General features: G+C 41.0%; 15 protein-coding genes. 8 read left to right on the top strand and 7 right to left on the bottom strand.

Annotated elements, in window-relative coordinates; all coding sequences use genetic code 11:
- Positions 1-61: 61 nt before the first annotated feature.
- Positions 62-688 (bottom strand): hypothetical protein, encoded by a 627-nt coding sequence (locus CLI64_RS22305; protein WP_103139272.1) that lies wholly within the window; start codon positions 686-688, stop codon positions 62-64.
- 534 nt (positions 689-1,222) lie between these two features.
- On the opposite strand from CLI64_RS22305, the gene CLI64_RS22310 reads away from it, so the two are divergent.
- Together CLI64_RS22310 and CLI64_RS22315 are read left to right on the top strand one after the other, a co-directional pair.
- Positions 1,223-1,555 carry a DUF565 domain-containing protein gene (locus CLI64_RS22310; protein ID WP_103139273.1) on the top strand — a complete coding sequence of 111 codons (333 nt, stop codon included), beginning with the start codon at positions 1,223-1,225 and terminating at the stop codon, positions 1,553-1,555.
- A complete protein-coding gene (locus tag CLI64_RS22315) occupies positions 1,555-2,565 on the top strand; it encodes a glycerate kinase (RefSeq protein WP_103139274.1) in 1,011 nt (336 codons plus the stop codon). Before CLI64_RS22310 ends, CLI64_RS22315 begins: the two co-directional genes overlap by 1 nt.
- A gap of 144 nt (positions 2,566-2,709) precedes the next feature.
- Here CLI64_RS22315 and CLI64_RS22320 read toward each other — a convergent pair whose 3' ends face one another.
- The 3 genes from CLI64_RS22320 to CLI64_RS22330 form a co-directional block, all read right to left on the bottom strand.
- Positions 2,710-3,690 (bottom strand): PleD family two-component system response regulator, encoded by a 981-nt coding sequence (locus CLI64_RS22320; RefSeq protein WP_103139275.1) that lies wholly within the window; start codon positions 3,688-3,690, stop codon positions 2,710-2,712.
- A complete protein-coding gene (locus CLI64_RS22325; RefSeq protein ID WP_103139276.1) occupies positions 3,687-9,149 on the bottom strand; it encodes a PAS domain S-box protein in 5,463 nt (1,820 codons plus the stop codon). The genes CLI64_RS22320 and CLI64_RS22325 overlap by 4 nt, the downstream gene beginning before the upstream one ends.
- A 477-nt stretch (positions 9,150-9,626) precedes the next feature.
- A complete protein-coding gene (locus tag CLI64_RS22330) occupies positions 9,627-11,084 on the bottom strand; it encodes a YdiU family protein (protein ID WP_103139277.1) in 1,458 nt (485 codons plus the stop codon).
- Between the two features lie 671 nt (positions 11,085-11,755).
- Here CLI64_RS22330 and CLI64_RS22335 point away from each other — a divergent pair.
- The 3 genes from CLI64_RS22335 to CLI64_RS22345 all read left to right on the top strand — a co-directional run bounded on the left by CLI64_RS22335 (position 11,756) and on the right by CLI64_RS22345 (position 16,201).
- Positions 11,756-13,141: a CmpA/NrtA family ABC transporter substrate-binding protein gene (locus tag CLI64_RS22335; protein WP_103139278.1), complete on the top strand. Its 1,386-nt coding sequence runs from the start codon at positions 11,756-11,758 to the stop codon at positions 13,139-13,141.
- A 105-nt stretch (positions 13,142-13,246) separates the two neighbouring features.
- Positions 13,247-14,086: a nitrate ABC transporter permease gene (ntrB, locus tag CLI64_RS22340; protein ID WP_103139279.1), complete on the top strand. Its 840-nt coding sequence runs from the start codon at positions 13,247-13,249 to the stop codon at positions 14,084-14,086.
- Positions 14,087-14,197: 111 nt separating this feature from the next.
- Positions 14,198-16,201, top strand: coding sequence for a nitrate ABC transporter ATP-binding protein (locus tag CLI64_RS22345; RefSeq protein ID WP_103139280.1), 2,004 nt, complete (start codon positions 14,198-14,200; stop codon positions 16,199-16,201).
- Here the strand turns inward: CLI64_RS22345 and CLI64_RS22350 are convergent.
- Positions 16,178-16,483, bottom strand: a complete 306-nt coding sequence (locus CLI64_RS22350; protein WP_103139281.1) for a hypothetical protein — start codon at positions 16,481-16,483, stop codon at positions 16,178-16,180. The genes CLI64_RS22345 and CLI64_RS22350 overlap by 24 nt on opposite strands.
- Before the next feature lie 101 nt (positions 16,484-16,584).
- On the opposite strand from CLI64_RS22350, the gene CLI64_RS22355 reads away from it, so the two are divergent.
- A complete protein-coding gene (locus tag CLI64_RS22355) occupies positions 16,585-17,433 on the top strand; it encodes a nitrate ABC transporter ATP-binding protein (RefSeq protein WP_103139282.1) in 849 nt (282 codons plus the stop codon).
- A 582-nt stretch (positions 17,434-18,015) separates the two neighbouring features.
- Here CLI64_RS22355 and CLI64_RS22360 read toward each other — a convergent pair.
- Positions 18,016-20,682, bottom strand: a complete 2,667-nt coding sequence (locus CLI64_RS22360; RefSeq protein ID WP_103139283.1) for a DUF4114 domain-containing protein — start codon at positions 20,680-20,682, stop codon at positions 18,016-18,018.
- Between the two features lie 1,113 nt (positions 20,683-21,795).
- Here CLI64_RS22360 and folE point away from each other — a divergent pair.
- A complete protein-coding gene (folE, locus tag CLI64_RS22365; RefSeq protein WP_103139284.1) occupies positions 21,796-22,446 on the top strand; it encodes a GTP cyclohydrolase I FolE in 651 nt (216 codons plus the stop codon).
- A gap of 177 nt (positions 22,447-22,623) precedes the next feature.
- A complete protein-coding gene (locus CLI64_RS22370; RefSeq protein WP_103139285.1) occupies positions 22,624-22,974 on the top strand; it encodes a hypothetical protein in 351 nt (116 codons plus the stop codon).
- Between the two features lie 273 nt (positions 22,975-23,247).
- On the opposite strand, the gene CLI64_RS22375 is transcribed toward CLI64_RS22370, so the two are convergent.
- Positions 23,248-23,796 carry a pentapeptide repeat-containing protein gene (locus tag CLI64_RS22375; protein ID WP_103139286.1) on the bottom strand — a complete coding sequence of 183 codons (549 nt, stop codon included), beginning with the start codon at positions 23,794-23,796 and terminating at the stop codon, positions 23,248-23,250.
- Between the last annotated feature and the right edge of the window lie 350 nt (positions 23,797-24,146).

Genomic DNA, 24,146 nt, shown 5'->3' on the forward strand with positions numbered 1-24,146 from the left:
TCTCCCTTACACCCTGCCCCTCTGCGGCCTCAATGTGTAAATTAAATGCCTAACAGCTTACCTAATTGCTAGTCAGCACCAATACCCATTCTCGCTTTTGAGCATCCCAGGTAGGCAAAGATGTTTCCCCCACTACATACGGCCCCCAATAACGACGAGAACCGTCTTGAGCAAATGCCACTAAAATGTCTCCTTTTTCAACTTTGAGATTACCCTGGGGTAGAGACAGAATTAGTCCTTTTGCACTCCCTTCTTGGGGATCAAAATCCCAATGAGCAGGAACATCTGTTGTCTGTTTCACAGAACCCTTACTTTTTGACTGTCGAGCCAATAGAGCTAATCGCACAGGCTGATCTGTTTGATTGCTCATACGTAAATCACCTAAAAGCTGAGTATTATTATTTTCCGATTGGCGGGATGTCAAAACGGAAATAGTTTTTTTGGTGTTTTGTTCTAACTTTTGACTAGAAACACTGGGGTTAGAGTTAGCTTGAGAACTACTGTCTGTAGAAGCCACAGGAGATGCTAAATCTTGATTTGGTGGGATGACTTCAGTAGATACTGACGAAGGTGTATCAATATTACCTGCATCAAAAGATACACTCATGTCTAGACATCCCAACAGTAGCCCCAGCAATCCCAAGCAGCAAGCTGTCATCGCAGCATTACGATACACGGAAGAATTCATATTGATATTGATTTAGAAATAATGATTTTGTCTAGGCTTGACCAAATACTAGCCTATTATCATTAGCTGCGTTCGAGGAAATTTTTCTACTTGCCTACTATAGACTCTCGTAGAATTCTGTTGATCACTGTATCATAAACATCATTTGGCAGAAGTATAATCCGTCTTAGGGATTACTTGAGCTAGTTACGCCAAAAATGTGTACAAGCGTGATTATACAGGAATTTAAATCAAGCATCATCATAGCAAAGCCCAACAGATGATACATAAAGCGCGTATTTCCTCGGATAAATAGCCACAGGAATTGATAGTAGTTTGGTAACTTGAGTCACAAGGGAACATTGTTCAAGCTACTGGAGATAGCTAGAGAATATTATTTACATATTTTAATGTATCGTACAGCTTATCATTTTTGTGTAGGGGTTTAGGGGAGACAAGGGAGAAGAAGGAGTAATGAGTAATGAGTAATGAGTAGTGACTAATGACTAATGACTAATGACTAATGACTAATGACTAATGACTATTGACTAACCAATGCAAAACACTCGTCTTAACAACTTATTTGATACCATTGCTAGAAATTTGGGACAATGGTTTGCTAATCCTTGGAGAAGGCTGTCGCTGCTGTTGATTAGCTTTCTGTTTGGCTTTTTCTTGGGGACAGCAATTTCTACTACCGCAGGACAACGGGCAGAAATAGACATTTGGATAGCGGCAGTATTAGTCTTTTTGACAGAGGTGACAAGCAGAATATTTTATAGTCAGAGTTTTTTTGCTAGGCGCGCTTTGTGGGTAGAGGTGGTGAACCTCCTGAAAGTGGGTTTTACCTATAGCCTGTTTATTGAAGCCTTTAAATTGGGTTCATGATGAATGAGTGGTTACAAATAATTGGAACTGCAAGTGGACAAAAAGCTTTACAAGCCGCAGCTTTAAACGATGTTGCTAAAGCCAAAGCCTTTGGGATCAACTCAGATAATGTAGAGCAAGTTATTGAAGAGCGATCGCAGCTTTTACAATCTGTATTACCAGTATTTAGTCAATTTTGCCAACATCGTCTGCATAGACCTTGTGAACCTATGCTACCTGTATTGTGGGAATGGTGGCTACCTCTAGCGATGAAAATCGCATCGCAAAAGCAACAACTACAACGTCCCTTTATTCAAGGAATTTTAGGAAGTCAAGGAACTGGTAAAACGACGATGTGCCAAGTTCTGGATTTGATTTTCCAAGAAATGGGGTATCGGAGCGCGAGTTTATCACTAGATGATTTGTATAAAACTTATGATGAGCGTCTAGCTTTAACTCAAGCAGATCCCCGCTTAATTTGGCGTGGGCCGCCAGGAACACACGATGTAAACTTAGGTATCGATGTTTTAGAACAAGTCCGACAGGCAAAAACAACTGTAACTATACCCCGCTTCGATAAATCTGCTTACAATGGTGCAGGCGATCGCACTCAGCCAGAAGTTGTCCCTGGGATTGATATTCTGTTATTTGAAGGATGGTTTGTGGGTGTGCGTCCTATCGATCCACAATTATTTGATCATGCACCAGCACCGATTTTTACAGATGCAGATCAAGCATTTGCCCGCGAAATGAATCAGCGATTAAGTGAATATTTACCCTTATGGGCAAGACTAGATAGTCTCATTGTACTGTACCCCATAGATTACCGTTATTCTGTAGAATGGCGCAAGCAAGCCGAACGACAAATGATTGCATCGGGTAAATCTGGTATGACAGATTCCGAAATTGAAAAATTCGTCAATTATTTTTGGCGATCGCTACATCCCGAATTATTCATCAAGCCCTTAACAAAATCTCCTTCTCTAGTTGATTTAGTCATTGAGATTAATCAAGATCATAGCTGGAAATAGGGGGATTGGGGACGAATCAATTCAAAATTCAAAATTCAAAATTCAAAATGAAGAAGAGTTGGGGATTGGGGAATAGGTAAAATTTTACTTTTGCCTTTATTGCGAATTGCGAATTGCGAATTGCGAATTGCGAATTGGTTTTACTCACCATTCTTTCCATAAATCAACTGTAGAAGAGGGGATTTTGTCGTATTTTTGACAGCGATCGCGTCCGGCGATTTTGGCTTGATATAATGCTCGATCAGCTTCATCGATAATTTCTTGAAAATCAGAGTTGGGTTGAGGAATAATTGTCGCTACACCTGCACTAATCGTGACACAAATATTGACCTGTGAACGGGAATGTGGTACCATCAAATTCCTTACTGATTGGCAAATTGACTCAGCCAAATGTAGCGCACCGTCTGATTCAGTTCTAGGTAGAATCACCGCGAACTCTTCACCACCGTAACGAGCCACTAAATCGGCTGGACGTTTAACTGTTTCTTGAATAGCTTTAGCAACCATTTGCAAGCAGTGATCGCCTGCTCGATGACCGTAGGTATCATTGTATTCCTTGAAAAAATCAACATCACAGAGGATCAAGGACAGGGGAAGTTGCTCTCTGGCCATACATTGCCATTCTTGCAAGCAATATTCTTCAAACCTGCGACGATTAGCAATTTGAGTCAATTCATCAATTGTGACTAAGCGTTGTAATTCGCGGTTAGCAGCTTCTAACTTTTGTTGGAGATAAGATTGTTGAATTAAGCGTTTAACCCGTTGGCGTAAAACAGGCCAGTGAATAGGTTTAGTCACATAATCAACTGCACCCACCTCAAAAGCCCGATCTACAGACTCCTTATCTTCTAGTCCGGTAATCATTAAGACTGGCGTATGTCTCGTAGTATCTAGCAATTGTAAACGGGTACAGCACTCAAAGCCGTCCATGTCCGGCATAATTGCATCTAGTAGCACTATATCAGGTTGCAACTGATGGAATACGCTTAAAGCTTCTCTTCCATCTTGAGCTTCTACTGTCCGATAGCCTTCATATTGTAGAGACAGCCGTAACTGCGCTCGAATAAATGGCTCGTCATCAACAATGAGAATTAAAGACTTTTCTTGGCGGACAGTATTGTTCATGGTTTCTCCCGATTAATTTCTCTTTGCAACGCAATTTTGACTCGTTCATACTCTTGACACAGTTTGTCAGCAATTTCTGGAATTTCTGCCCAATTGTCACTGCGTCCTTGAATTTCTAGTTGCTTGCAAAGTTGTGTTAATAACACTGCACCCACTGAACCACTGCTTGATTTAAGTTTGTGAGCTATATGCCATATAGCTTGGTTGTCTTTAGTTGCAATCGCTACATTAATATTTTGGATCAGTTTTGGAGCTTCTGTGAGGTAACAATTAATTAATTCATTAAAAGACCCTAACTGACCTGATAACATTAGCCGTAATTCTTGCAATATTTTAGTGTCAATAGCATCTTTAGTTGACGCATCAGCCCTGACAGAATACAGGTGGTGATCAAGAACTTTCACAGTAACTTGATCATGAAATTTGAGGGGTTGACATTTACTTAGGGCTTGAGCCAAATCATCAATCTGAATCGGCTTACTGATATAGTCATCCATACCAGCACTCAGACAGGCTTCGCGATCGCCTTGCATAGCGTTCGCAGTCATCGCAATAATATAAAGATGAGTATCGCCGTTCCAGGTTTGACGAATTCTCCGGCTAGTTTCTAAACCATCCATTTCTGGCATATTTACATCCATCAACACTACATCATAAGTCTGATGCTGTAGTGCTTCTAGCACCTCCAATCCATTACCCACCACATCAGCCCGATAACCAATTTTTTTGAGCATGAGGAGGGCGACTTTCTGATTGATGACCATATCCTCAGCCAAGAGAATTCGCAGTGGTAATTGTTCTGCTAAATTTTGACTAATAGAAGTAACATAAGCACGAGAAACACTACCTCGAATCGGTTGATTGCCTAAATGACTAGTCAACACATCATAGAGTTGTGATTGTTTAATGGGCTTGTGTAAATAGGCAATGTATTTCATATTCCCGACATCAGGGTAATGATCCGGTTTACCCCAGGAAGTCAGAATCACTAAAGGTAAGTATTGATAAGTAGAACGCCGGCGGATTTCTCTTGCCAAGGTTAAGCCATCCATGTCTGGCATTTGCATATCTAAAATGGCGATATCGACCTCAATTCCTCGGTCGATGAGAGCTAAAGCTGCCATACCGGAGGGAACTACATAAGTTTGCATTTGCCAAGACTGGGTTTGTAAACGCAAAATATAACGATTTGTAGGATTATCATCCACAATTAATAAGCGTTTACCACTCAAGATCATGGGGGAAGTAATTAATTCCTCGGTGGGGGAATCAGTCAAGATCGAGGCAGTCATAGCAAAGTAAAAAGTCGAGCCAGAGGTGGAAATAGCAGTGGATGTAGATGTCTTTTGTTGCCATTTGATAGGAGGATTACCGCCTACACATCCTTGGCTTTCTACCCAAAGACGGCCTCCCATCATCTCCCCTAAACGTTGGCTAATGACTAAACCCAATCCTGTACCACCGTATTTGCGAGTCATGGAAGCATCAGCTTGCACAAACGGTTGAAATAGGCGTTGCATCTTCTCAGGCGGAATGCCAATACCTGTGTCTTGGATGCTAAATAGTAGTTCGCAGCTATTCTGAGTTTTGGCAGTGGTGCTGACAGATAAAATCACTTCACCTTTTTCGGTGAATTTAATAGCATTGTTGAGTAAGTTGGTGATGATTTGTCGCAGACGAGTTAAATCCCCGATGATTTGTGATGGTACTTGGGGATGAATCCAATAAGCCAGTTCAATCTCTTTTTGGGCTGCTTTGGGAGCTAATAAATCAATCACTTGTTCTATACAAGTTTTGATATCAACAGGCCTAGCTTCTAGTTCTAATTTGCCTGACTCAATTTTAGAAAAATCGAGAATATCATTAATAATAGTGAGCAATGCTTCAGAGCTGGTTAAGATAGTTTCTAAAAAATCTCTCTGTTGTAATGTCAATTCAGTATTTAGCAGTATACCTGTCAAGCCGATGATCGCATTCATGGGAGTGCGAATTTCATGGCTCATCATTGCTAAAAACTCACTTTTGGCACGATTTGCGGCTTCTGCTGCCCGTTTTGCTTGCTCTAGAGCAAAGTTTTTGACTGTCAGTTCTTGACGTTGGCGGGTTTCTTGTTCTAAAAGATGAGACTGAGCCAAGGCAATGCCTAGTTGAGCAGCTACGGCTTTTAATAATCCAATTTCTTCATCTGTCCATTCGCGGAAGTGGCTACACTGATGCAAACCAATTGCACCATTAGGTTCTCCTTGATAGGAGGTACGAATGGCTAACATGGATTTTAGGCCAATTTCTTGACAAATAGAAATCGTATTTGATAAAAGGGGGTCTTGGTAGACGTTATGTGAAGCGATCGCGCGATCGTGGGAGATCATCTCTAAACAATGGGGATTCCCTGATATTGGGATCTCTAATTTGTGCATAGAGTGGGAGTCAGAAATTTTGTTGTACTCTGCAACTAGAGGAATCTTGGGGACGGGATCGCTCACATAAGCATGAATCAAACAACGATCTACTGCGAAAGCTTGACCTATTTGGGTAGCAGCTGTTTCAAAAATTTCCTTACTATCAAGGCTTTGGCGAATTTTCTGGGTGATTTGTTCGAGTAACAGTTTGTGATTTAATTGTTTTTCTAGTGCTTCTTGTGCTTGTACCCGTTCAGTAATATCTTTGATTGAACCAACCATGCGGATGGGATTACCTTGCTCATCCCACTGGGCAGTAGCATGAACTAAGACCCATTTATAGTTACCATCTTTGCAACGCAGGCGATACTCAATCACATATTTGGGAATTTTGTGGTTGAGATAATCTTGCGTAACACCCACCACCCGTTCATAATCTTCAGGGTGAATATAGTGACGACAATCTTCACTATTACCGATGGGTTGATAGTCAGGGTCTCCGATTAACTCTGCCCAGCGTGCAGAACGAAAAGTTTCATTGGTGAGAATATTCCAATCCCAAATGGCATCTTGATTGCCTTCAACAACTAATTGCCAGCGTTCTTCACTTTGACGCAGTGCTTCTTCGGCGCGTTTCCGTTCAGTGATATCAATGACAATTCCTCCCACTAAACATTCTTCAGCTTGGCGAGAGATGGGAAATTTATATACTAAAAAATTTCGTTCTGTACCGTCTGGACAAGAGGTAGATTCTACGGCTTCAATGACTTGATTGGTACGGGCTATTGTTTGAATGGCATCTAGATAATTTTGAGCAACGTGGGCTTCATAAATATCAAAAATGTTCTTGCCAATCAATTTTTTGAGTGGTAATTTCAACACCCGACGGTAATTTTCACTCAAATAGATAATTTTTCCTTGGGAATCTGTAATCCAGGCATGGGTAGGACTATGATTCATGAATGCCCGGAAGCGTTCTTCTGATTGGAGTAATAAAGCCTCTGATTGTCTACGCTCAGTAATATCACGGTTAACACTAATGGTGGCTACATTTTCTCCTTGTTCATTTTGCAAAGGAACTATGGTAGTTTCACAAATACCTTCACTGCCATTTTTCCGCACAAAATTAATTTCACCTACCCACCGACCATTTTGAGCCATATCTTCTAAAATGGCGGTGTTCAAAGCCTTATCTGTTTCAGGTTTATGTAAAATACTGATGGATTGTTCACAAATTTCGGTTTTAGTGTAGCCAAATATGCGCTCGGCGGCTGGATTCCAGTCGAGAATTTGCCCTTTTAAATCGGTGATAATGACACCATCGTAAATATTGGCAAAGGTGAGGGCTTGCCGACGCAAGGACATCTCTGCTTGTTGGCGATCGCTAATATCTGTTTGAATACCTAGAAAGTGGGTTAATTGTCCTGTTTCGTCATAAATAGGCGAAATACTCAGTTCATTCCAAAATAAGGTGCCATCTTGACGATAATTACGCAAAATCACTTGACAACTCTTACACTCCTTTATTGCGGTTCGTACTTCTTGGAGTGCTGGTTGTTGGGTATCTGTACCTTGTAGAAAACGACAATTCTGCCCAATGACATCTGTGGCTCTGTAGCCGGTAATTTGCTCAAAACCAGAGTTAACATAAATGATGGGGTGATCCGCTAATCTAGCATCGACAATAACAATACCATTACTAGTAGCAGCTAATGCTCTCTCCCGCAATCGCAAGGTTTCTTCCACCAGTTTTGAGTCGGTAATATCAAACATAAATCCCCGTAACAGCACAGGATGACCATCGGTTTGTACTACACTCACAATGTCTCGCAACCATACAACCCGGCCATCAGCTGCAATCATTCGATATTCCATCTCATGGTTTTCGCCCCTAGCCACTGCCGCTAGAATACTATTCTGGGTTTCCTCCCTGTCATGGGGATGTACATGATTAATCCAAAAATTCTCTTCATACCATTGGTTGACGGGGTATTCTAATAGGGCTTGGGCTTGTGGCCCTACATAGGTAAAACGCCAAGTTTTTAAATCTAATTCCCAAGGAATGACTTTGACTGTTTCTAGTAACTGCCGTAATCGGGTTTTACTAGCGCGCAAAGCAATTTCCGTTTGTTCTTGTTCGACAATTTTTCGCGCTAATTCTGCATTGATGGCGGCTATTTTGCCGTTACTAATGTGAGTAACTTGGACAAAATAAGTTAGTAATGTTAATCCGACTGCTGCAAATATGCCAGATAGTAAGACAAAATTAGGTAGGGGTGAATGTAAATGAGCTAATAGTTCTGTTGTAGGGTAAATTTGTAGTTGCCAGTTAGCTCCATAAAAGTCAATATATACTTGCTGCTGCCAAGATGATGCTGTGGTTGTTAACTTCTCTTGGCTATAAATTAAATCTTTTCCTTGCCATAAACTGATTTTATAGCCTTCTGGTAAGTGTAAAACGGAGTCAAACAGAGATTGAATGTGTAAAACTCCTAAGAGCAATCCCTGAAATTGACTTTCGCCATATAAGGGTACGTAGACTAAAAGGATTTTCTGGCCTGTTGATGAATTTGTCGTATTTGTTAATGTCGTTTGACGATTTCTGATTGCGTCTTCTAAGGCTGGGTATCTTTGGTGAATTTTTTGTGGCTCAATATCTAAATCTAATAATGCTGCCTTGTGAGCTAATGGCACAGTCCAACGCACCCGCTTTGACGCATCTAGCCTGGCAATTGCTTGGTAGCCACTATAGTCTTGAATGTATTCTGTGGCTTCTGCTTCCCACTGTTTTTGCGGAATCCCATTGTGCAGTTGCCAGTGCCTACCCATGCGCTCTAAGGCAAGTATGCGATAATTCAACTGGGTGACTAATTCTGTTTTGGTGGCGATCGCCTGCTGTTGAATCAGGTTTCCCACATTATTTTGTTCTGTAATAATTAATCTCTGCCAAAGAATAGTCACCAGAAAAATGATCACCACACCTACCAAAAAAGGTAGCAAATGCTGGTTGCTCCCAAATTTCACAGACCTACATCGGTGATGCTTGTGCTGTCTGTACATTGATTAACCCCCCAGCACCTGAAACAATTGTCTAGCTAGTTTTTTCTTGGTCAGGAATGGAAATTTCACCAGAGCAATAGTGCAATCACGCACAATTGTCTCAGTAAAACAATTTATGCACAACTTCTTAATTTAAGCCATTAATTTTATATTTCTTTTTTAATCTTTCCAACGATTTGGATTTTTCTCTGTTTAAATATTTATAAATTGCTATAAATCAATAGAAAAATTCATCTAAATGTAGGGTCAATATCTCATTTTATCTGTGTTATCTCCTGCTAGAACCCTGGAAAATGAATGCAGTTATTAACTTGATGATATGGCTGCGAAAAATACAGAATAAAAAACGCGATCGCACAAGGCAGGCGATCGCATCTTACCACCTAAGTTAAATTTCTCTGATAATTTGACAAATCATGGCGACAAAGGGATTTTTGCAAGGCTTGCCAGTCAAGCGTTCCACAATCTCAAATGATCTTAACCTCGTTCCTTGATTGTTTGTAGTAAATTATCAAAAGGTTGCCAATTATCTTCCTGCACAATCGGTTCCCAAATCGACTCAATCACAGGCCTTAATAATGCAGTTTTGGGATTGTAATAATTCAGAGTTTTGGCAATTTTTTCCATGTCATCAGGATGAAAATTATTCAAAATTTGATGATAAATGAAACACCAATTATCGAAGATAGCTGACTTATCTGCTGTAGGAAGAACATCAGATAAATTGAGGATCAAGCCTGGCTCATCTCTCCAATTAGGAGAAAAAGTCCGCGCCATTTCTGCGAAAAAGTGATGATATCCGACTTGACTATCTTGCAAAAATTGCATTGTCAAACGTAAAAGTTCATCAGCTTCAGGTATAGCCAACTGCTCAAAACCTAATTTTTTTAGCATCAAAGACCGATAAGCAGCAAAATAATCATCACTAAATTTTGCTAGTCCAGCTTCTAAATCAGTTTTATTAACCACTGACCTTAATGGTTGTTGCAGTAATTCCAGATTCAACTGGCAAATCCCTGGTTGATGACTATAGCAATAGCGTTTGTAATAGTCAAAATATGCAGCCGTAAAATAAGGGTCATAAGTAGGAATAAACGCATAAGGGCCGTAGTCAAAACTTTCCCCAGTAATGGACATATTGTCAGTATTGAGGACTCCATGACAAAAACCGGCTGCCATCCACTGTGCAACTAGTTCTGCAACACGCCTGACTAATTCACCATAAAACAAAGCATATTTATCTGGTTCATCCACTAAGTGAGAGTAGTAATGCTCAATCACATGATCTAATAACTTTTGAATCAAATCGGGACGCTGTATATAATACAAACGCTCAAAAGTCCCGAAGCGAATATGTGAACTATTCATTCTCACCATCACCGATGAACGGGTAGGAGAAGGTTCGTCACCACGCCACAGAGATAAGCCAGTTTCAATCATACTCAGACAGCGTGATGTCCGTACTCCTAGCTGATGTAGTGCTTCTGCGGCTAGAACTTCCCTAACTCCACCTTTGAGAGTTAACATCCCGTCACCACCACGAGAATAAGGTGTTCTCCCAGAACCTTTAGTCCCGAAATCATAGAGTTGACCATCGATACCACGGACTTGACCGTATAAAAAACCCCGTCCGTCACCTAATTGGGGGTTATATTCCCCAAATTGATAGCCATGATAACGTAGTGCTAAAAATGGTTTACGTCCTTGAAATAGACTAAATGCTGTAATAAAGTCTTCATCCTCAACATCTTGGGGGTTGAGTCCCAATGTGGGTAATAGGTCATCATTACGCCAGCGTAACGTATGTTGAGGAAATTCTGCTGCGACTACCTCATCATAATAATCATCACCCAAGGATGCTAAAGCCGGTTCGTAATTGAGGGTGAGAAAGGGATTGAGAGTGTTTTTGGTATTGGGAGTTTTAGCTAAGGTCATTATGAGCCAAGCATGATTGATTCTTCTCTCAATAGTACATCTGGTAACATCTTTCGCGTGAACTTTGATAATTAAAACTTGCAGACTGAGTATAAAAACCTTATATATAAACTTAAATGAATAGGTTTAATTTGAAATTACCGAGGGATTAGTTAAAAAAGCTCCTCTGAGTGAACTTTAAAAAACCAAAATCATCATTTAACTATAACAATCCAATAGTGCATTTTAAAAACTTATAGATTCAATAGTTCAAATTAACACTATACACATTATTTTTTAACTTATATCGACATCTATCGTATAAATTAAATAGTTATCATAAGGATCATCCTATACATTGAAACCCTCTTGGGGCTTTGGTTTGCGGCGATAAATTTTTACTTATATGTCTAATCTAATATTTATTTAAGAATTGGCTTCATTAAGTCAACCACTTTCAGATAAATACCTGTAAACTGATTTCAATGAATAAACGAAGGGATGAAACAAACCCAAAAATGCAGACATTGGCACACCAGATTTAGTCATCATTATTATCTCCGTAAAGAAGTAGTTAGGCTCGACTAATTGAGTATAGTCAAACCTTTCATAACGGCTGCAAGAAACATCTACTGTTACTTGCATAAATTGTTGTACATAAACAAGTTTAATTACCCCATTCAGGAGTTGTGATGTCAGATTTTCTCAATCAAATTTCTCGGCGTAAATTTATTGTCACAGCAGGGGCTTCGGCGGGTGCTGTATTATTGAAGGGTTGTCTGGGAAATCCCCCAGAAACCACCACTGGAGGAAATACCCAATCTGCGCCAACTGCTCAAACAGTAGCAAATATTAGCCCAGAACAAGCTCCAGAAGTAACTACAGTCAAGTTAGGATATATTCCGATTGTAGAATCTGCACCTTTAATTATTGCCAAAGAAAAAGGCTTTTTTGCGAAGTATGGCATGACAGGTGTGGAGTTAGCGAAACAAGCTTCTTGGGGTGCAGCCAGAGATAACGTTGAAATTGGTTCAGCCGGTGGTGGAATTGATGGTGGTCAATGGCAAATGCCCATGCCCCATTTAATCACAGAAGGTTTAATTACCAAGGGCAATCAAAAAATCCCCATGTATGTGTTGTGTCAGTTAATTACACATGGTAATGGGATTGCGATCGCCAACAAACACCAAGGTAGCGGTATCAGCTTAAAATTAGCAGGTGCAAAATCTGTATTCTCTAAACTCAAATCTTCCCCCACTCCCTTCACCGCAGCTTTCACCTTTCCCCATGTTAACCAAGATTTGTGGATTCGCTATTGGTTAGCAGCAGGTGGTCTTGACCCTGATGCCGACGTAAAACTGCTGACTGTTCCCGCAGCGCAAACCGTCGCTAACATGAAAACCGGGACAATGGATGCTTTTAGCACCGGCGACCCCTGGCCTTACCGCATTGTTACTGACAAAATCGGTTACATGGCTGCGTTAACGGCGGAAATTTGGAAGAACCACCCCGAAGAATATTTAGCTATGCGCGCTGATTGGGTTGACCAACATCCCAAAGCCACCAAAGCCATCCTCAAAGGGATTATGGAAGCCCAACAGTGGTTAGATAACTTTGATAACCGCAAAGAAGCAGCCGAAATTCTATCCGGTAGAAATTACTTCAACTTGAATTCACCAGAAATTCTGGCTGACCCATTCCAAGGTAAGTATGACATGGGTGATGGTCGCAAGATTGATGATAAATCAATGGCAGCTTACTACTGGAAAGATGAAAAAGGTAACGTTTCCTATCCTTACCAAAGCCATGATTTGTGGTTCATCACTGAAAACGTGCGTTGGGGATTCTTGCCCAAAGATTACATTACCAACGGTGCGGCTAAAGCTAAAGAATTAATCAAGAAAGTCAATCGGGAAGATATTTGGAAAGAAGCAGCGAAAGAAGCAGGAATTGCGTCTGCTGATATCCCCACCAGCACATCCCGTGGTGTAGAAGAATTTTTTGATGGTGCTAAGTTCGACCCTGAAAATCCAGAAGCCTATCTCAAGAGTTTGGCTATCAAGAAAGTGAGTGTTTAGTCATTAGTCATTAGTTATTAGTGACTGGGAAAGAAAAATTTAAAAGTTTTTGCCTTTTGAATTTTGAATTTTGAATTGATTGCGTCATCTGAGGAACATAAAATCATGACCGTAGCACAGAGAAGACCTAGTAACCCTAAGTTGGATAGTGGATTCTTATCCCAACTACAAAAGCAATTTCCCAATATTGTCCCACCTGCGATCGCCATTACTGTTTTCTTGGCAGTCTGGCAGTTATTCTCTTGGACTCCCGGTGCAACCTTACCAGGGCCAGTTCAAGTCATTAATGACACCTGGATCTTAATTTTGTATCCTTTTTATGATAAAGGCGGCATTGATAAGGGTTTATTTTGGCAAATCTTTGCTAGTCTACAACGGGTTGCCATTAGCTACACCTTAGCTGCCGTAGTTGGTATTGGCTTGGGGATTTTGATTGGTATTAACCAAACCATGTCCAAAGCTTTAGACCCCATCTTCCAGTTACTACGGACTGTACCTCCCCTAGCTTGGGTTCCCATTTCCTTGGCGGCTTTACGTCAAAACGAACCCGCCGCACTATTCGTAATTTTTATCACCGCCATTTGGCCTATCTTAATTAACACCGCCGTTGGCGTTACCCAAATTCCCCAAGACTACAACAACGTCGCTAAAGTATTGCAACTTAGCCGTAAAGAATACTTTACCAACATCTTAATTCCCGCCGCCTTACCCTACATTTTCACCGGCTTGAGAATTGCGATTGGTTTGGCTTGGTTAGCGATTATTGCGGCTGAGATTGTCATGTCCGGTATCGTCGGTATTGGTTTCTTCATCTGGGATGCTTACCAAAATAACAACGTCAGCGAAGTAATTTTGGCACTAGTTTACATCGGTGTTGTCGGCCTGATCCTCGATAAACTCATGGCTTGGGTGCAGAACCTGATTTTACCAGCAGAACAAAAATAGGGACTGGGTAATGGGGACTGGGGACTTGGTAAAAAATCCCTAATCCCTAATCCCTCATCCCTCATCCCTAATCGCCGATACCCAATAACCAATACCTAATACCGGAAGATTATGTCTGTATTTGTTGCTGTTGACCAAATTGATAAAGTATTTAATCTAACTGGTGGTGGCCAGTATATTGCCCTCAAAGGAATTGACCTGCAAATTAAAAAAGGTGAATTTGTTTCTTTGATTGGTCACTCCGGTTGCGGTAAATCCACACTATTAAATATGATTGCTGGTTTGGATTTACCAAGTGAAGGTGTGGTAACTCTCGAAGGACAAAGAATCACCAGACCAGGGCCAGACCGGATGGTGGTTTTCCAGAATTATTCCCTATTACCTTGGCGGACAGTTAGAGAAAATATTGCCTTGGCTGTTGACTCGGTAATGAAAGGGATGCCCGCAGCTGAACGTAAGGCTGTTGTGGAAAAACATATTGATATGGTGGGTTTGCGTCCTCACGCGGATAAACAGCCAGGGATGCTGTCAGGTGGACAAAAACAACGGGTGGCGATCGCTCGCGCTTTAGCAATTCGTCCTAAACTACTACTATTAGATGAACCCTTCGGCGCACTTGATGCCCTGACACGCGGTAACTTACAAGAACAGCTAATGCAAATCTGCGAAGAAAATGAAGTTACCGCCGTCATGGTTACTCACGACGTAGACGAAGCTGTGTTGTTATCTGACAGAATTGTCATGCTCACCAATGGGCCAGAATCTAAAATTGGTGACATATTAGAAGTCGATATCCCCCGTCCCCGCAAACGCATGGAAGTAGTAGAACACCCCAGCTACTACAGCTTGCGGAGTGAAATGATTTACTTCCTCAACCAACAAAAACGGGTGAAGAAAATCCGCGCCCGTAAAACCGCAGATGTGTCTCGCCACGGCTTAGAAAAAGTTAACTTAGAAATTGGCTTTCTACCCCTCACCGCCTGCGCCCCTCTCGCTGTCGCTAAAGAAAAAGGGTTCTTCACCAAGCACGGTTTAGATGAAGTCAACCTCGTGCGGGAAACTAGCTGGCGTGGTATCGTCGATGGGATGGCTGGCGGCTATATCGACGCAGCACAAATGCCTTCCGGGATGCCCATGTGGCTAACATTAGGAGGACATAATAATAAACCCCTCCCCGTTGTTACCTCCCTCACCATGACTCGCAACGGTAACGCCATCACCTTAGCTAAACGCTTCTATGACCAAGGTGTGCGTACCTTATCTGACTTCAAAAACTACCTGTTGCGTACCCGTGAACAACGCCACATCATGGGAGTAGTGCATCCCGCATCTATGCACAACCTGTTGCTGCGTTACTGGTTAGCGGCTGGCGGAATTGACCCCGATTTAGATGTGGATATGAAAACCATCCCTCCCGCCCAGATGGTAGCTGACTTACAAGCCGCCACCATTGACGGTTACTGTGTCGGTGAACCTTGGAACTACCGCGCGGCTATGGAAAATATAGGCTTTACCATCGCCACCGACTTAGAAGTTTGGTTAGGACACCCCGGTAAAGTTCTCGGCGTGCGGGAAGATTGGGCAGAGAGATATCCTAACACCTATATTGCCCTCACCAAAGCCTTACTCGAAGCCTGTCAATATTGTTCTAAACCCGAAAATGCCGAAGAAATCAGGCTAATTTTAGCTGGTAGAGATTACGTCAGCACCGATGTTGACTACATCCAACTAGAAGACCCCGATACAAACAGCTGTAGCTTAGATCATCCCATGCGGCAGTATGCTCACCACCAGTTCTATGCTGATTCCGCGATTAACCGTCCCAGCCGCACCGAACAAATGTGGATTATGACGCAATTAGCAAGGTGGGGTGACACGCCTTTCCCCAGAAACTGGGTAGAAGTAGTAGAGAGGGTCTGCCGTGTGCGCGTATTTAGTACCGCCGCCAGAGAATTAGGTTTAGATATTAGCTACACTCGCCAACCCATTCAATTATTTGATGGTACACCCTTTAACGCTGACGATCCTATCGCCTATCTCAACGGTTTAGAAATTAAACGCGATATTTCCGTTGCCGAAGTCATTCTAGACTCACCCACCAGAAAAGTAGCCTAAGTCAAGTGAGGGGAGATCAACACTATGCGCGAGTATTTTCACTGCACCGATGAGCCTTTGAACTCCATTAATGAAGCTCAGAACTTCATCAATGAGTATCGGAACTCCATTCATGAGCCTTTTTACTTCATTCATGAACCTCAAAACGTCATCAATGAGTATCGGAACTCCATTCATGAGCCTTTTTACTCCATTCATGAACCTCAAAACGTCATCAATGAGTATCGGAACTTCATGAATGAACCTCAGAACCTCATGAATGAGTATTAAAACCTCATCCACCAGCAATCAAAAACTCGCGCCCAACTCCCTTCCTCATTCTTCGCGTACCTCCGCGCTTACATCCCTAACCTCTGCGTTCAAATTTCACCCCCATCACCACCATGCAAAACCGTAGCACCACCCTCAGAGACAGACAAGGCGCATCCTCCTTCGCCAACTCCAGACCATTCTTAGAAATCAAAGACGTTACCAAAGTCTACCCCACCAAAAAAGGCCCCTTCACAGTTCTCGATGGTGTCAACCTCAACGTCGAACAGGGTGAATTTATTTGCGTCATCGGTCACTCTGGTTGTGGTAAATCCACCCTATTAAACATGGTGTCGGGTTTTAACACCCCCACCACCGGGCAAGTTTTACTAGAAGGTCAACCCATCACCAAACCCGGCCCCGACAGAATGGTGGTCTTTCAAAACTATGCTTTATTACCTTGGCGTACAGCTTTTGAAAACATCTACCTAGCCGTTAACGCTGTTTATCCCAACAAAATGGAAGCCGAAAAACGGGCGATTGTGCGGGAACACCTAGCAATGGTGGGATTAGGTGATGCAATGGAAAAGAAACCCACCCAAATGTCCGGCGGTATGAGACAACGGGTATCCATTGCGCGTGCTTTGGCTATTCGTCCCAAGGTATTAATTTTAGACGAACCGTTCGGCGCACTAGACGCAATCACCAAAGAGGAATTACAGGAAGAACTGCTGAAAATTTGGAATGACAATCGCTGTACGGTGTTGATGATTACCCACGACATTGATGAGGCGTTGTTCTTGGCAGATAAATTAGTGATGATGACCAATGGCCCACACGCCAAGATTGGTGAAGTCATGGAAATTCCTTTTCCTCGTCCTCGCGATCGCGCCCGCATCATGGAAGACCCACAATATTATAAGCTGCGTAACTACGCCTTAGATTTCCTCTTCAACCGTTTCGCCCATGATGATGTCGGTTAACAGTGTTCCCAGATGACAAAGGTGGGAACTTAGTTTCTACCATCTCTGAGGGTGCAAAATTTTGCGCCCTTTTTTTTTCATAAGTAAAACCCCAGAACTGGGAATTTCTGGGGTTGTTAACCTGACCACCTCTACTTTTATAATTGAAAAAACATGGTAAATTTCACGTCATATCAGACTTAAGTATGTAGTTTATGTCTAGAATAAATCTGTTCAATTATCATTGAAAATATTATGATTAGTGATTATTAAATTATTAGCTACATAACAACTCTATTTTTGAGAATTAACAGATTTTTTAATTAAAATCCATACTCTTAAAAATAAGAAAATGATGAAATAATCAAGATATAATTCTACAATTTATGTCTATTTAAATCAATGAAACAGCTTGTTTTCTCTCTGTTTTTTGTCAAAAATAAAAACATCATGATTAACGCATGATTGTAGCCCATTAGAGTGACAGAAAACCTCACAAATGTCTGCCTAGTCAGACATTTTTTTTATCTGCCCTTCGGCGAAACGAAGGGCAGAAAGAATCAAGTTTAACTATCTGCCTGTTTGGTGTCTATCAAACTGGAGTTAAACAACAGTGTTCAAAGAAGGTGTCATTTGCGTTGACATAATACCAGTATTGAAGTATTTGGTCAGATCATTTCCTATCGATGTATCCACCCAATTGTGATAATGAACCATGACATCTTTGATACCGGTAACGCCGATACTCTGAACACCTTCAACGGTAATCACAAAGTCGTTATAGTCGCGATCAGAAGTAGTATGCAGTGTCACATCTTCAAACCCGATCATCACTCCTTGTGATCCTTTCAGGACTTCTGCAACTTGAACATTACGGTTGAAGTTAGCAGCAGACATAGAAAACAAAGGCCTGTTGCTATTTGTGAAACTTTGTCCGGTTAAAGCATCTTCAAGATTTCCATTAGAGGTGAGAACGAAACCAAATATATCTTCCGCTTTCATCTGATAGCTTTTCTCTCCTTGGTACGCCCCACCATTAAAATTGGGTTCCCAATAGAGAACGTTACTCTGATCACTGTAAAGCGCACCTTCTTCAGCATCTTTGATGATAATGTAGCCATCTGTGGAATTGCTGGTGGCGCGTCGGACTGCTTCTCGAATAAACGCATCTGAGCCAGCTTCATATATATCCATCCCCTTGAGGCTAAAGATACCCACTTCGCCTTTGAGATATTCACCACCATCGTAAAGGTAATCGATTTTGACTTGGCCAGTTTTATCAGTAACAAACACGCCTTCATCAAAAACTGACCGATTTGCATATTCGAGTAGTTTTTGTCCTACTTCTGTAGTACGCCAATTGCGCTCAGAATTACTGAAGTTATCTATTGACTGAGCAACTCCTGAAGCTCCTTTGATTTGGAAAACAAAATCGTTGTAATCGCGATCAGAGCCGGAATAACCTGTGGGAATATCTTCAAAAGCAAAGGTTCCATTCCCATCTACATCTACAATCTGCCCAACTGCCACATTAGGATTAGCTTCGGGAATAGAAAACAGAGGTAGCTTGCCATATTGCCACATCTGGCTGGCTTTACTAATCCCTTTAGTTTTGTTAATTTCCTCAACACTAGTATTGGGTACAAACATTAAGGCAAATTTATCGCCTGGATTCATCTCAAAGGTTTTTACCCCTAGATAGTTTCCAGAATTGAAATTAGGTTCCCAAGGCATTTTTTCGGTAAACCGCGCCCCTTCTGTGAGGTCTTTAGCCAAGACATAACCTAATTTAGAATTGCTAAGAGCGCGATTCGTCGCTTCTTTAATAAAACCTTCCGAGCCTGGTTGATAATTCTCCATCCCTGCTAAACTAAAGACAGCGAATTCTCCTTGATACCAACCTCCGTCATAGAGAAAGTCAAACGTTACTTTTCCGGTTTCACCAACTTTAAATACGCCTTCACTATATACAGAACGGTCGGCATATTTGAGCAAGTCTTGTCCTGTGGAGGTGATTCGCCAATCCCGGTTAGGATTAATTTCTGCGTCTATGCTGCCGATATTATTACCTCTTAAACCTTTGACTTGGAAAACTAGGTCATTGTAATCTTTATCGGCAGAACTGGACTTAATGCTGATATCTTCAAATGCTAAAGTTCCATTTTTATCTACTGCAACTATCTGATTTTTCTCAGTAGAGAAAATGACTTGTTTGCCTGCTTGAGATGTAGCGTATGGTTGGCGATAAATCTCATCAAAGGTAGTATTTTGTACTAACATGAATGCCACCTCATCCCCAGAGTTCATCTGAAAGGACTTAATTCCTTGGTAATCGCCAGCGTTAAAGTTAGGCTCCCAGGTAGTAGTACCGTTAAAACGCGCTCCTTCTGTGCGATCGCTAATTAAAATGCGACCCTGGGTTGAGTTACTTAAAGCACGAGCAGCCGCTTCTCGAATAAACTCTAGTGAGCCTGGTTCATAGTTTTCCATCCCTTTGAGGCTAAAGACGGCTAATTGTCCCTGATACCAGCCGCCATCATAAAGATAGTCAACTTGAACTTGACCAGTACCATCGACAATAAAAGTACCTGATTCAAATCGGGGACGGTTAGCATATTGCGATAATTCTTGCCCTAATTGGGTATTTAACCAATTACGACTGGCGTAAACAGAATCTTGGAGGGCTGGTGCGTTTGCTGTGGCACCAGATACCTGAACCACCATGTCGTTGAAGTCGCGGTCAGTTGATTTTAGGGTGTTAATATCTTCCCAACCAAATGTATTCCCTTGACCAGTGATATCTGCGATTTGGGGTGCGACTTTTCCTGTGGTTTTATCTACTGAACCGAAGGAAAATAGAACTTTGTCTGTACTAATGGATGTACTTTGAGTGATTTTAGCTACTGTGCTATCGCTAATTAACATCATAGCGAAGCGGCTTCCGGCTGCCATCTCAAACTGTTGCGGCCCCCGGTAAACACCACTGTTAAAATCTTTTTCCCAGAACAATTCATTTTTGAGGTCGCTAAACCGAGCGCGATCGCTCTCATCTCGCACCACTACATAACCTTGAGCAGAATTGCTCAGAGCGCGTTTAGCAGCTTCTAGAATAAATGCTGTTGAGCCAACTTCCAGTCCTTCCATCCCTTGTAGACTGAAAATCGCTAGTTCTCCCTTATTTAAGCCCCCATCATATAGAAAATCAACACTTACTTTACCTGTTGTATCAACTGTGAAAATACCGTTTTGTAAATTAGATATTGTCGTCATCGTGTTTATTTCTTAAATGAGCGTTTGCTATATTTTTGTAACTTTAATGAACTTGAAATAATAACTGTAGTTATACGTTCTTTTTTATGAATTGCTTATCAAGTTAATGGTTCATTCATGCTAAAAATATTGATTTACTCTAAGTACAATAATCATTAAGAAAATCTGTATGTAATTAATTTTTATACTTAGATACTTACAAATAACTAATAATATTTATCCAGGTCAGCTAATAACTATGATTATAGATTTCAAGAGGTTTAAATAGTATATTTCCACTTTGTTGCAATGTAATAAATACTGGAATTTATAGTATATATTTATACAAAATTTATCGCTCACAAATTCTTTCTTGAGCCTAGAAGTTTATATAAAGCTAGTTTTCAGTTGAGTATTTAATCAATATCTAAGTATTATTTTACTCTCAATGTATAAAATTCATTTTGTGATTTGTCTGATTTTGATGTATCAAGCTTTCTGGACAAATCATCAAGAATGCCAAAAAAAGTCTCTGTTTATTATACGGTCAGATAAAAATACTCTAAATAAATTTAGACAACTCAAAAGAGTAAAAAAGAAACATTTATGATATGGCGACAGATTAAATTTATATTATCTTTTAACCCGTAATTTGCTAAATTTATTCAAGCTTTAGCCGCAATATACAAGCATTACTTCTTAACGCTTTCTTTTTCTCTTACAGTGATGCGTATAGGGTCACTAACGTCACTAATGCCACTAACACACAATCGCAGTGCCTCATATCCAATCAAGCATTTAGTTATTGTGGCTTGTATTTCACTAGGGTAAGAGAGGCTATAATAGTTTATCTATGTAAGCCATCGTTTTCTCAAAAGTTTTGGCGTTCCAAAATTATCACTAAAACTTTTAGTGCATTGATATGATGAGGCTAAGGTGATTTGATCAAGATAGCCTTTATCCACTCGTCTATTTCCAGACTTCATCGGTCGTGATCTAGAAATACAGTAACTGAACAAAAAGACTCGTGAATCATCTGCACTACTCAATAAGTGTTAAGATATGTTACAGTTTCCCAGAAAGCAGTGTTTGAACTGCTTACCGCACTATTAAACATTCCCATAAAACTCACACATGACTTTATCGATTAGTCCCGATCTCACCTCTGCCGATCAGGTATTGTTGTCTTTAGCGTCCAAAGAACAGCGAACCGTCACAGAAGCAGAAATGATGCAGGCTGTGCGAACTTTGTTGATTGGATTAGGAGAAGATCCAGATCGTGAAGGTTTAAAAGACACACCCAAGCGGGTGATGAAAGCTTTACAGTTTCTCACAAAGGGATACCACGAATCTTTAGAAGAACTGTTAAATGGGGCAGTCTTTACAGAAGACGCTAATGAAATGGTGTTAGTTCGGGATATCGATATCTTTAGTTCCTGTGAACATCATATTTTACCGATCATTGGTCGCGCCCATGTTGCCTATATTCCCAACGGTAAAGTTGTAGGATTATCCAAAATAGCCCGAATTTGTGAAATGTATGCACGACGGTTACAAGTGCAAGAACGTCTCACCGTGCAGATTGCTGATGCTTTGCAAGATTTACTCAAGCCGCAAGGGGTAGCAGTAGTCATCGAAGCCACTCATATGTGTATGGTAATGCGTGGTGTCCAAAAACCAGGCTCTTGGACTGTTACCAGTGCGATGCGTGGCGTTTTTGCAGAAGATGCCAGAACACGCGAAGAATTCATGAATTTAATTCGGCACAATGCCAATTTTCGTTAATTAGGGGTTTAGGGGTGTGAGGGTGTAGAGGTGTAGGGGTAAAATCAATTCAAAATTCAATCCCCAGTACCCAATCCCCATACTCCTTTGTTACTATGTCCTGATAGACATTTACTTCCTCTGTAAGATTTAATCGAAGTATTCTGGACTATCAGGATTGTTTTCCAAGGAAACCCTATGAACAGATTTATACTTAGCTTACTTTCTAGCCCTATCCTGATTGCATCTGTTTTATCTATGACAGTTATGGTCAATCAAGCACAAGCTATTGAGCCAGAAGTTAAAACTACAGATAAACTGACTTGTATTAGAAATAAGCATAAAGTAGGTTTAGTGTGTGCGCGAGCTTCGGTTTTAGCTCAAGTTCCCAGTTATCAGCCAGAAGTGGAATTTTCTGCTGAAGACGCGCCCATGTTAGAGTTCAATGATCAAGAAAGTGACATAGCAATTAATCTATTTGGTTGTGATTGTCCTGCTTGTATCAATTCCTTGCGTCAGATGCGTGGTGTAACTCCCTTGGTGTACTAGGACAGAAAGTAAAAAGGCAAAAGGTAGAAGGTAAAATTGGTGGAGTCATACTCAGTTGCGCTGAAACTTCATATCCCTATTTTTTTAGGGACTTCCAGAAAATAAATTATCCAATTTCTGAGAGAGAATATTCTGATTTTTTCCTCTGCCCCCTGCTCACCACAGCGATTGTATATTTTTTAGTTGGAAGTCTCTTACACCTATTCCCACTTTCCGCGCCAGTAGAGACGCTTTAGTAACGTCTCTACGATTTTGATTGCAATTTAGTGAACATCAATGATATCCAGCCCAAGTTATCCATCTGTGAGATAAGCCGATACGCATGACAGTACCGTTGATTTCTCTTTCTGTAATGATGGCTTGAGTGATATCTGCACCATTGAGTTCAGCCTCAATGACATTGGTTCCCTGTAAATTAGCTGCGTGGAAATTCGCACCTGTAAAATTAGCCCCACTCATTTCCGCTTCATAGAGATTTGCGCCGGATAAATTAGCTCGTGTGATATTAGCACCGCGCAAATCAGCATGAGTGAGGTTACTATTTTTGAGGTTAGCTCTAGTTAAATCTGCACCAATAAGGTTAACTTCACTCAAGTTTGCACCAATTAAACTAGCTCCACTCAAGTCAGCATCAGTCAAGTTAGCTCTACTAAAATTACAGCCGTTTAAATTGGCGTAGCTCAGATTTGCTCCACTTAAATCTGATTCGGTAAAGTCTACACCACTTAAATCGGTGGCGTAAAGATTGACTTGATGCAGATTTACTTGGTCAAATTTTCTTTCTCCTGCTGTATATGAATTCAAAATTTGGTTAGCGTTCATATGTTCCTCCCGTGATAGGTTGGACTTTCTATTGATGAGCGATCGCTACCCCACCACACCACAAATAATACTGATAGTTCTGTAAATCTCATTTGTGATTAAGACTGGTAATTTGATTGTGATCTATTTTTTGCTGTGATCAACAATTACTTCATGGAAATATACGGAGTAGGGAATGGGGCATTGGTTTTAGTGTTTCTACACATCAATTATCATTCTCAATATTTACTTAACTTCATATAGTTTAGTGAGTCGGAAAGTTACTTTCTGAGCGATTTCGGGAACTCTATCACTATGGTTCAGTTAAAGCTCATTTTTTAGTAAAACATTGTCGCAACTACCGAATTTCA

Origin of the sequence: Nostoc sp. CENA543 (genome assembly GCF_002896875.1) — a bacterium.
Lineage (GTDB): Bacteria > Cyanobacteriota > Cyanobacteriia > Cyanobacteriales > Nostocaceae > Trichormus.

Bases quoted from the DNA above. Each gene is read 5' to 3' on its own strand.
- CLI64_RS22305 (WP_103139272.1), bottom strand. From the start codon at position 688: ATGAATTCTTCCGTGTATCGTAATGCTGCGATGACAGCTTGCTGCTTG.
- CLI64_RS22310 (WP_103139273.1), top strand. From the start codon at position 1,223: ATGCAAAACACTCGTCTTAACAACTTATTTGATACCATTGCTAGAAAT.
- CLI64_RS22315 (WP_103139274.1), top strand. From the start codon at position 1,555: ATGAATGAGTGGTTACAAATAATTGGAACTGCAAGTGGACAAAAAGCT.
- CLI64_RS22320 (WP_103139275.1), bottom strand. From the start codon at position 3,690: ATGAACAATACTGTCCGCCAAGAAAAGTCTTTAATTCTCATTGTTGAT.
- CLI64_RS22325 (WP_103139276.1), bottom strand. From the start codon at position 9,149: ATGTACAGACAGCACAAGCATCACCGATGTAGGTCTGTGAAATTTGGG.
- CLI64_RS22330 (WP_103139277.1), bottom strand. From the start codon at position 11,084: ATGACCTTAGCTAAAACTCCCAATACCAAAAACACTCTCAATCCCTTT.
- CLI64_RS22335 (WP_103139278.1), top strand. From the start codon at position 11,756: ATGTCAGATTTTCTCAATCAAATTTCTCGGCGTAAATTTATTGTCACA.
- ntrB (WP_103139279.1), top strand. From the start codon at position 13,247: ATGACCGTAGCACAGAGAAGACCTAGTAACCCTAAGTTGGATAGTGGA.
- CLI64_RS22345 (WP_103139280.1), top strand. From the start codon at position 14,198: ATGTCTGTATTTGTTGCTGTTGACCAAATTGATAAAGTATTTAATCTA.
- CLI64_RS22355 (WP_103139282.1), top strand. From the start codon at position 16,585: ATGCAAAACCGTAGCACCACCCTCAGAGACAGACAAGGCGCATCCTCC.
- CLI64_RS22360 (WP_103139283.1), bottom strand. From the start codon at position 20,682: ATGACGACAATATCTAATTTACAAAACGGTATTTTCACAGTTGATACA.
- folE (WP_103139284.1), top strand. From the start codon at position 21,796: ATGACTTTATCGATTAGTCCCGATCTCACCTCTGCCGATCAGGTATTG.
- CLI64_RS22370 (WP_103139285.1), top strand. From the start codon at position 22,624: ATGAACAGATTTATACTTAGCTTACTTTCTAGCCCTATCCTGATTGCA.
- CLI64_RS22375 (WP_103139286.1), bottom strand. From the start codon at position 23,796: ATGAACGCTAACCAAATTTTGAATTCATATACAGCAGGAGAAAGAAAA.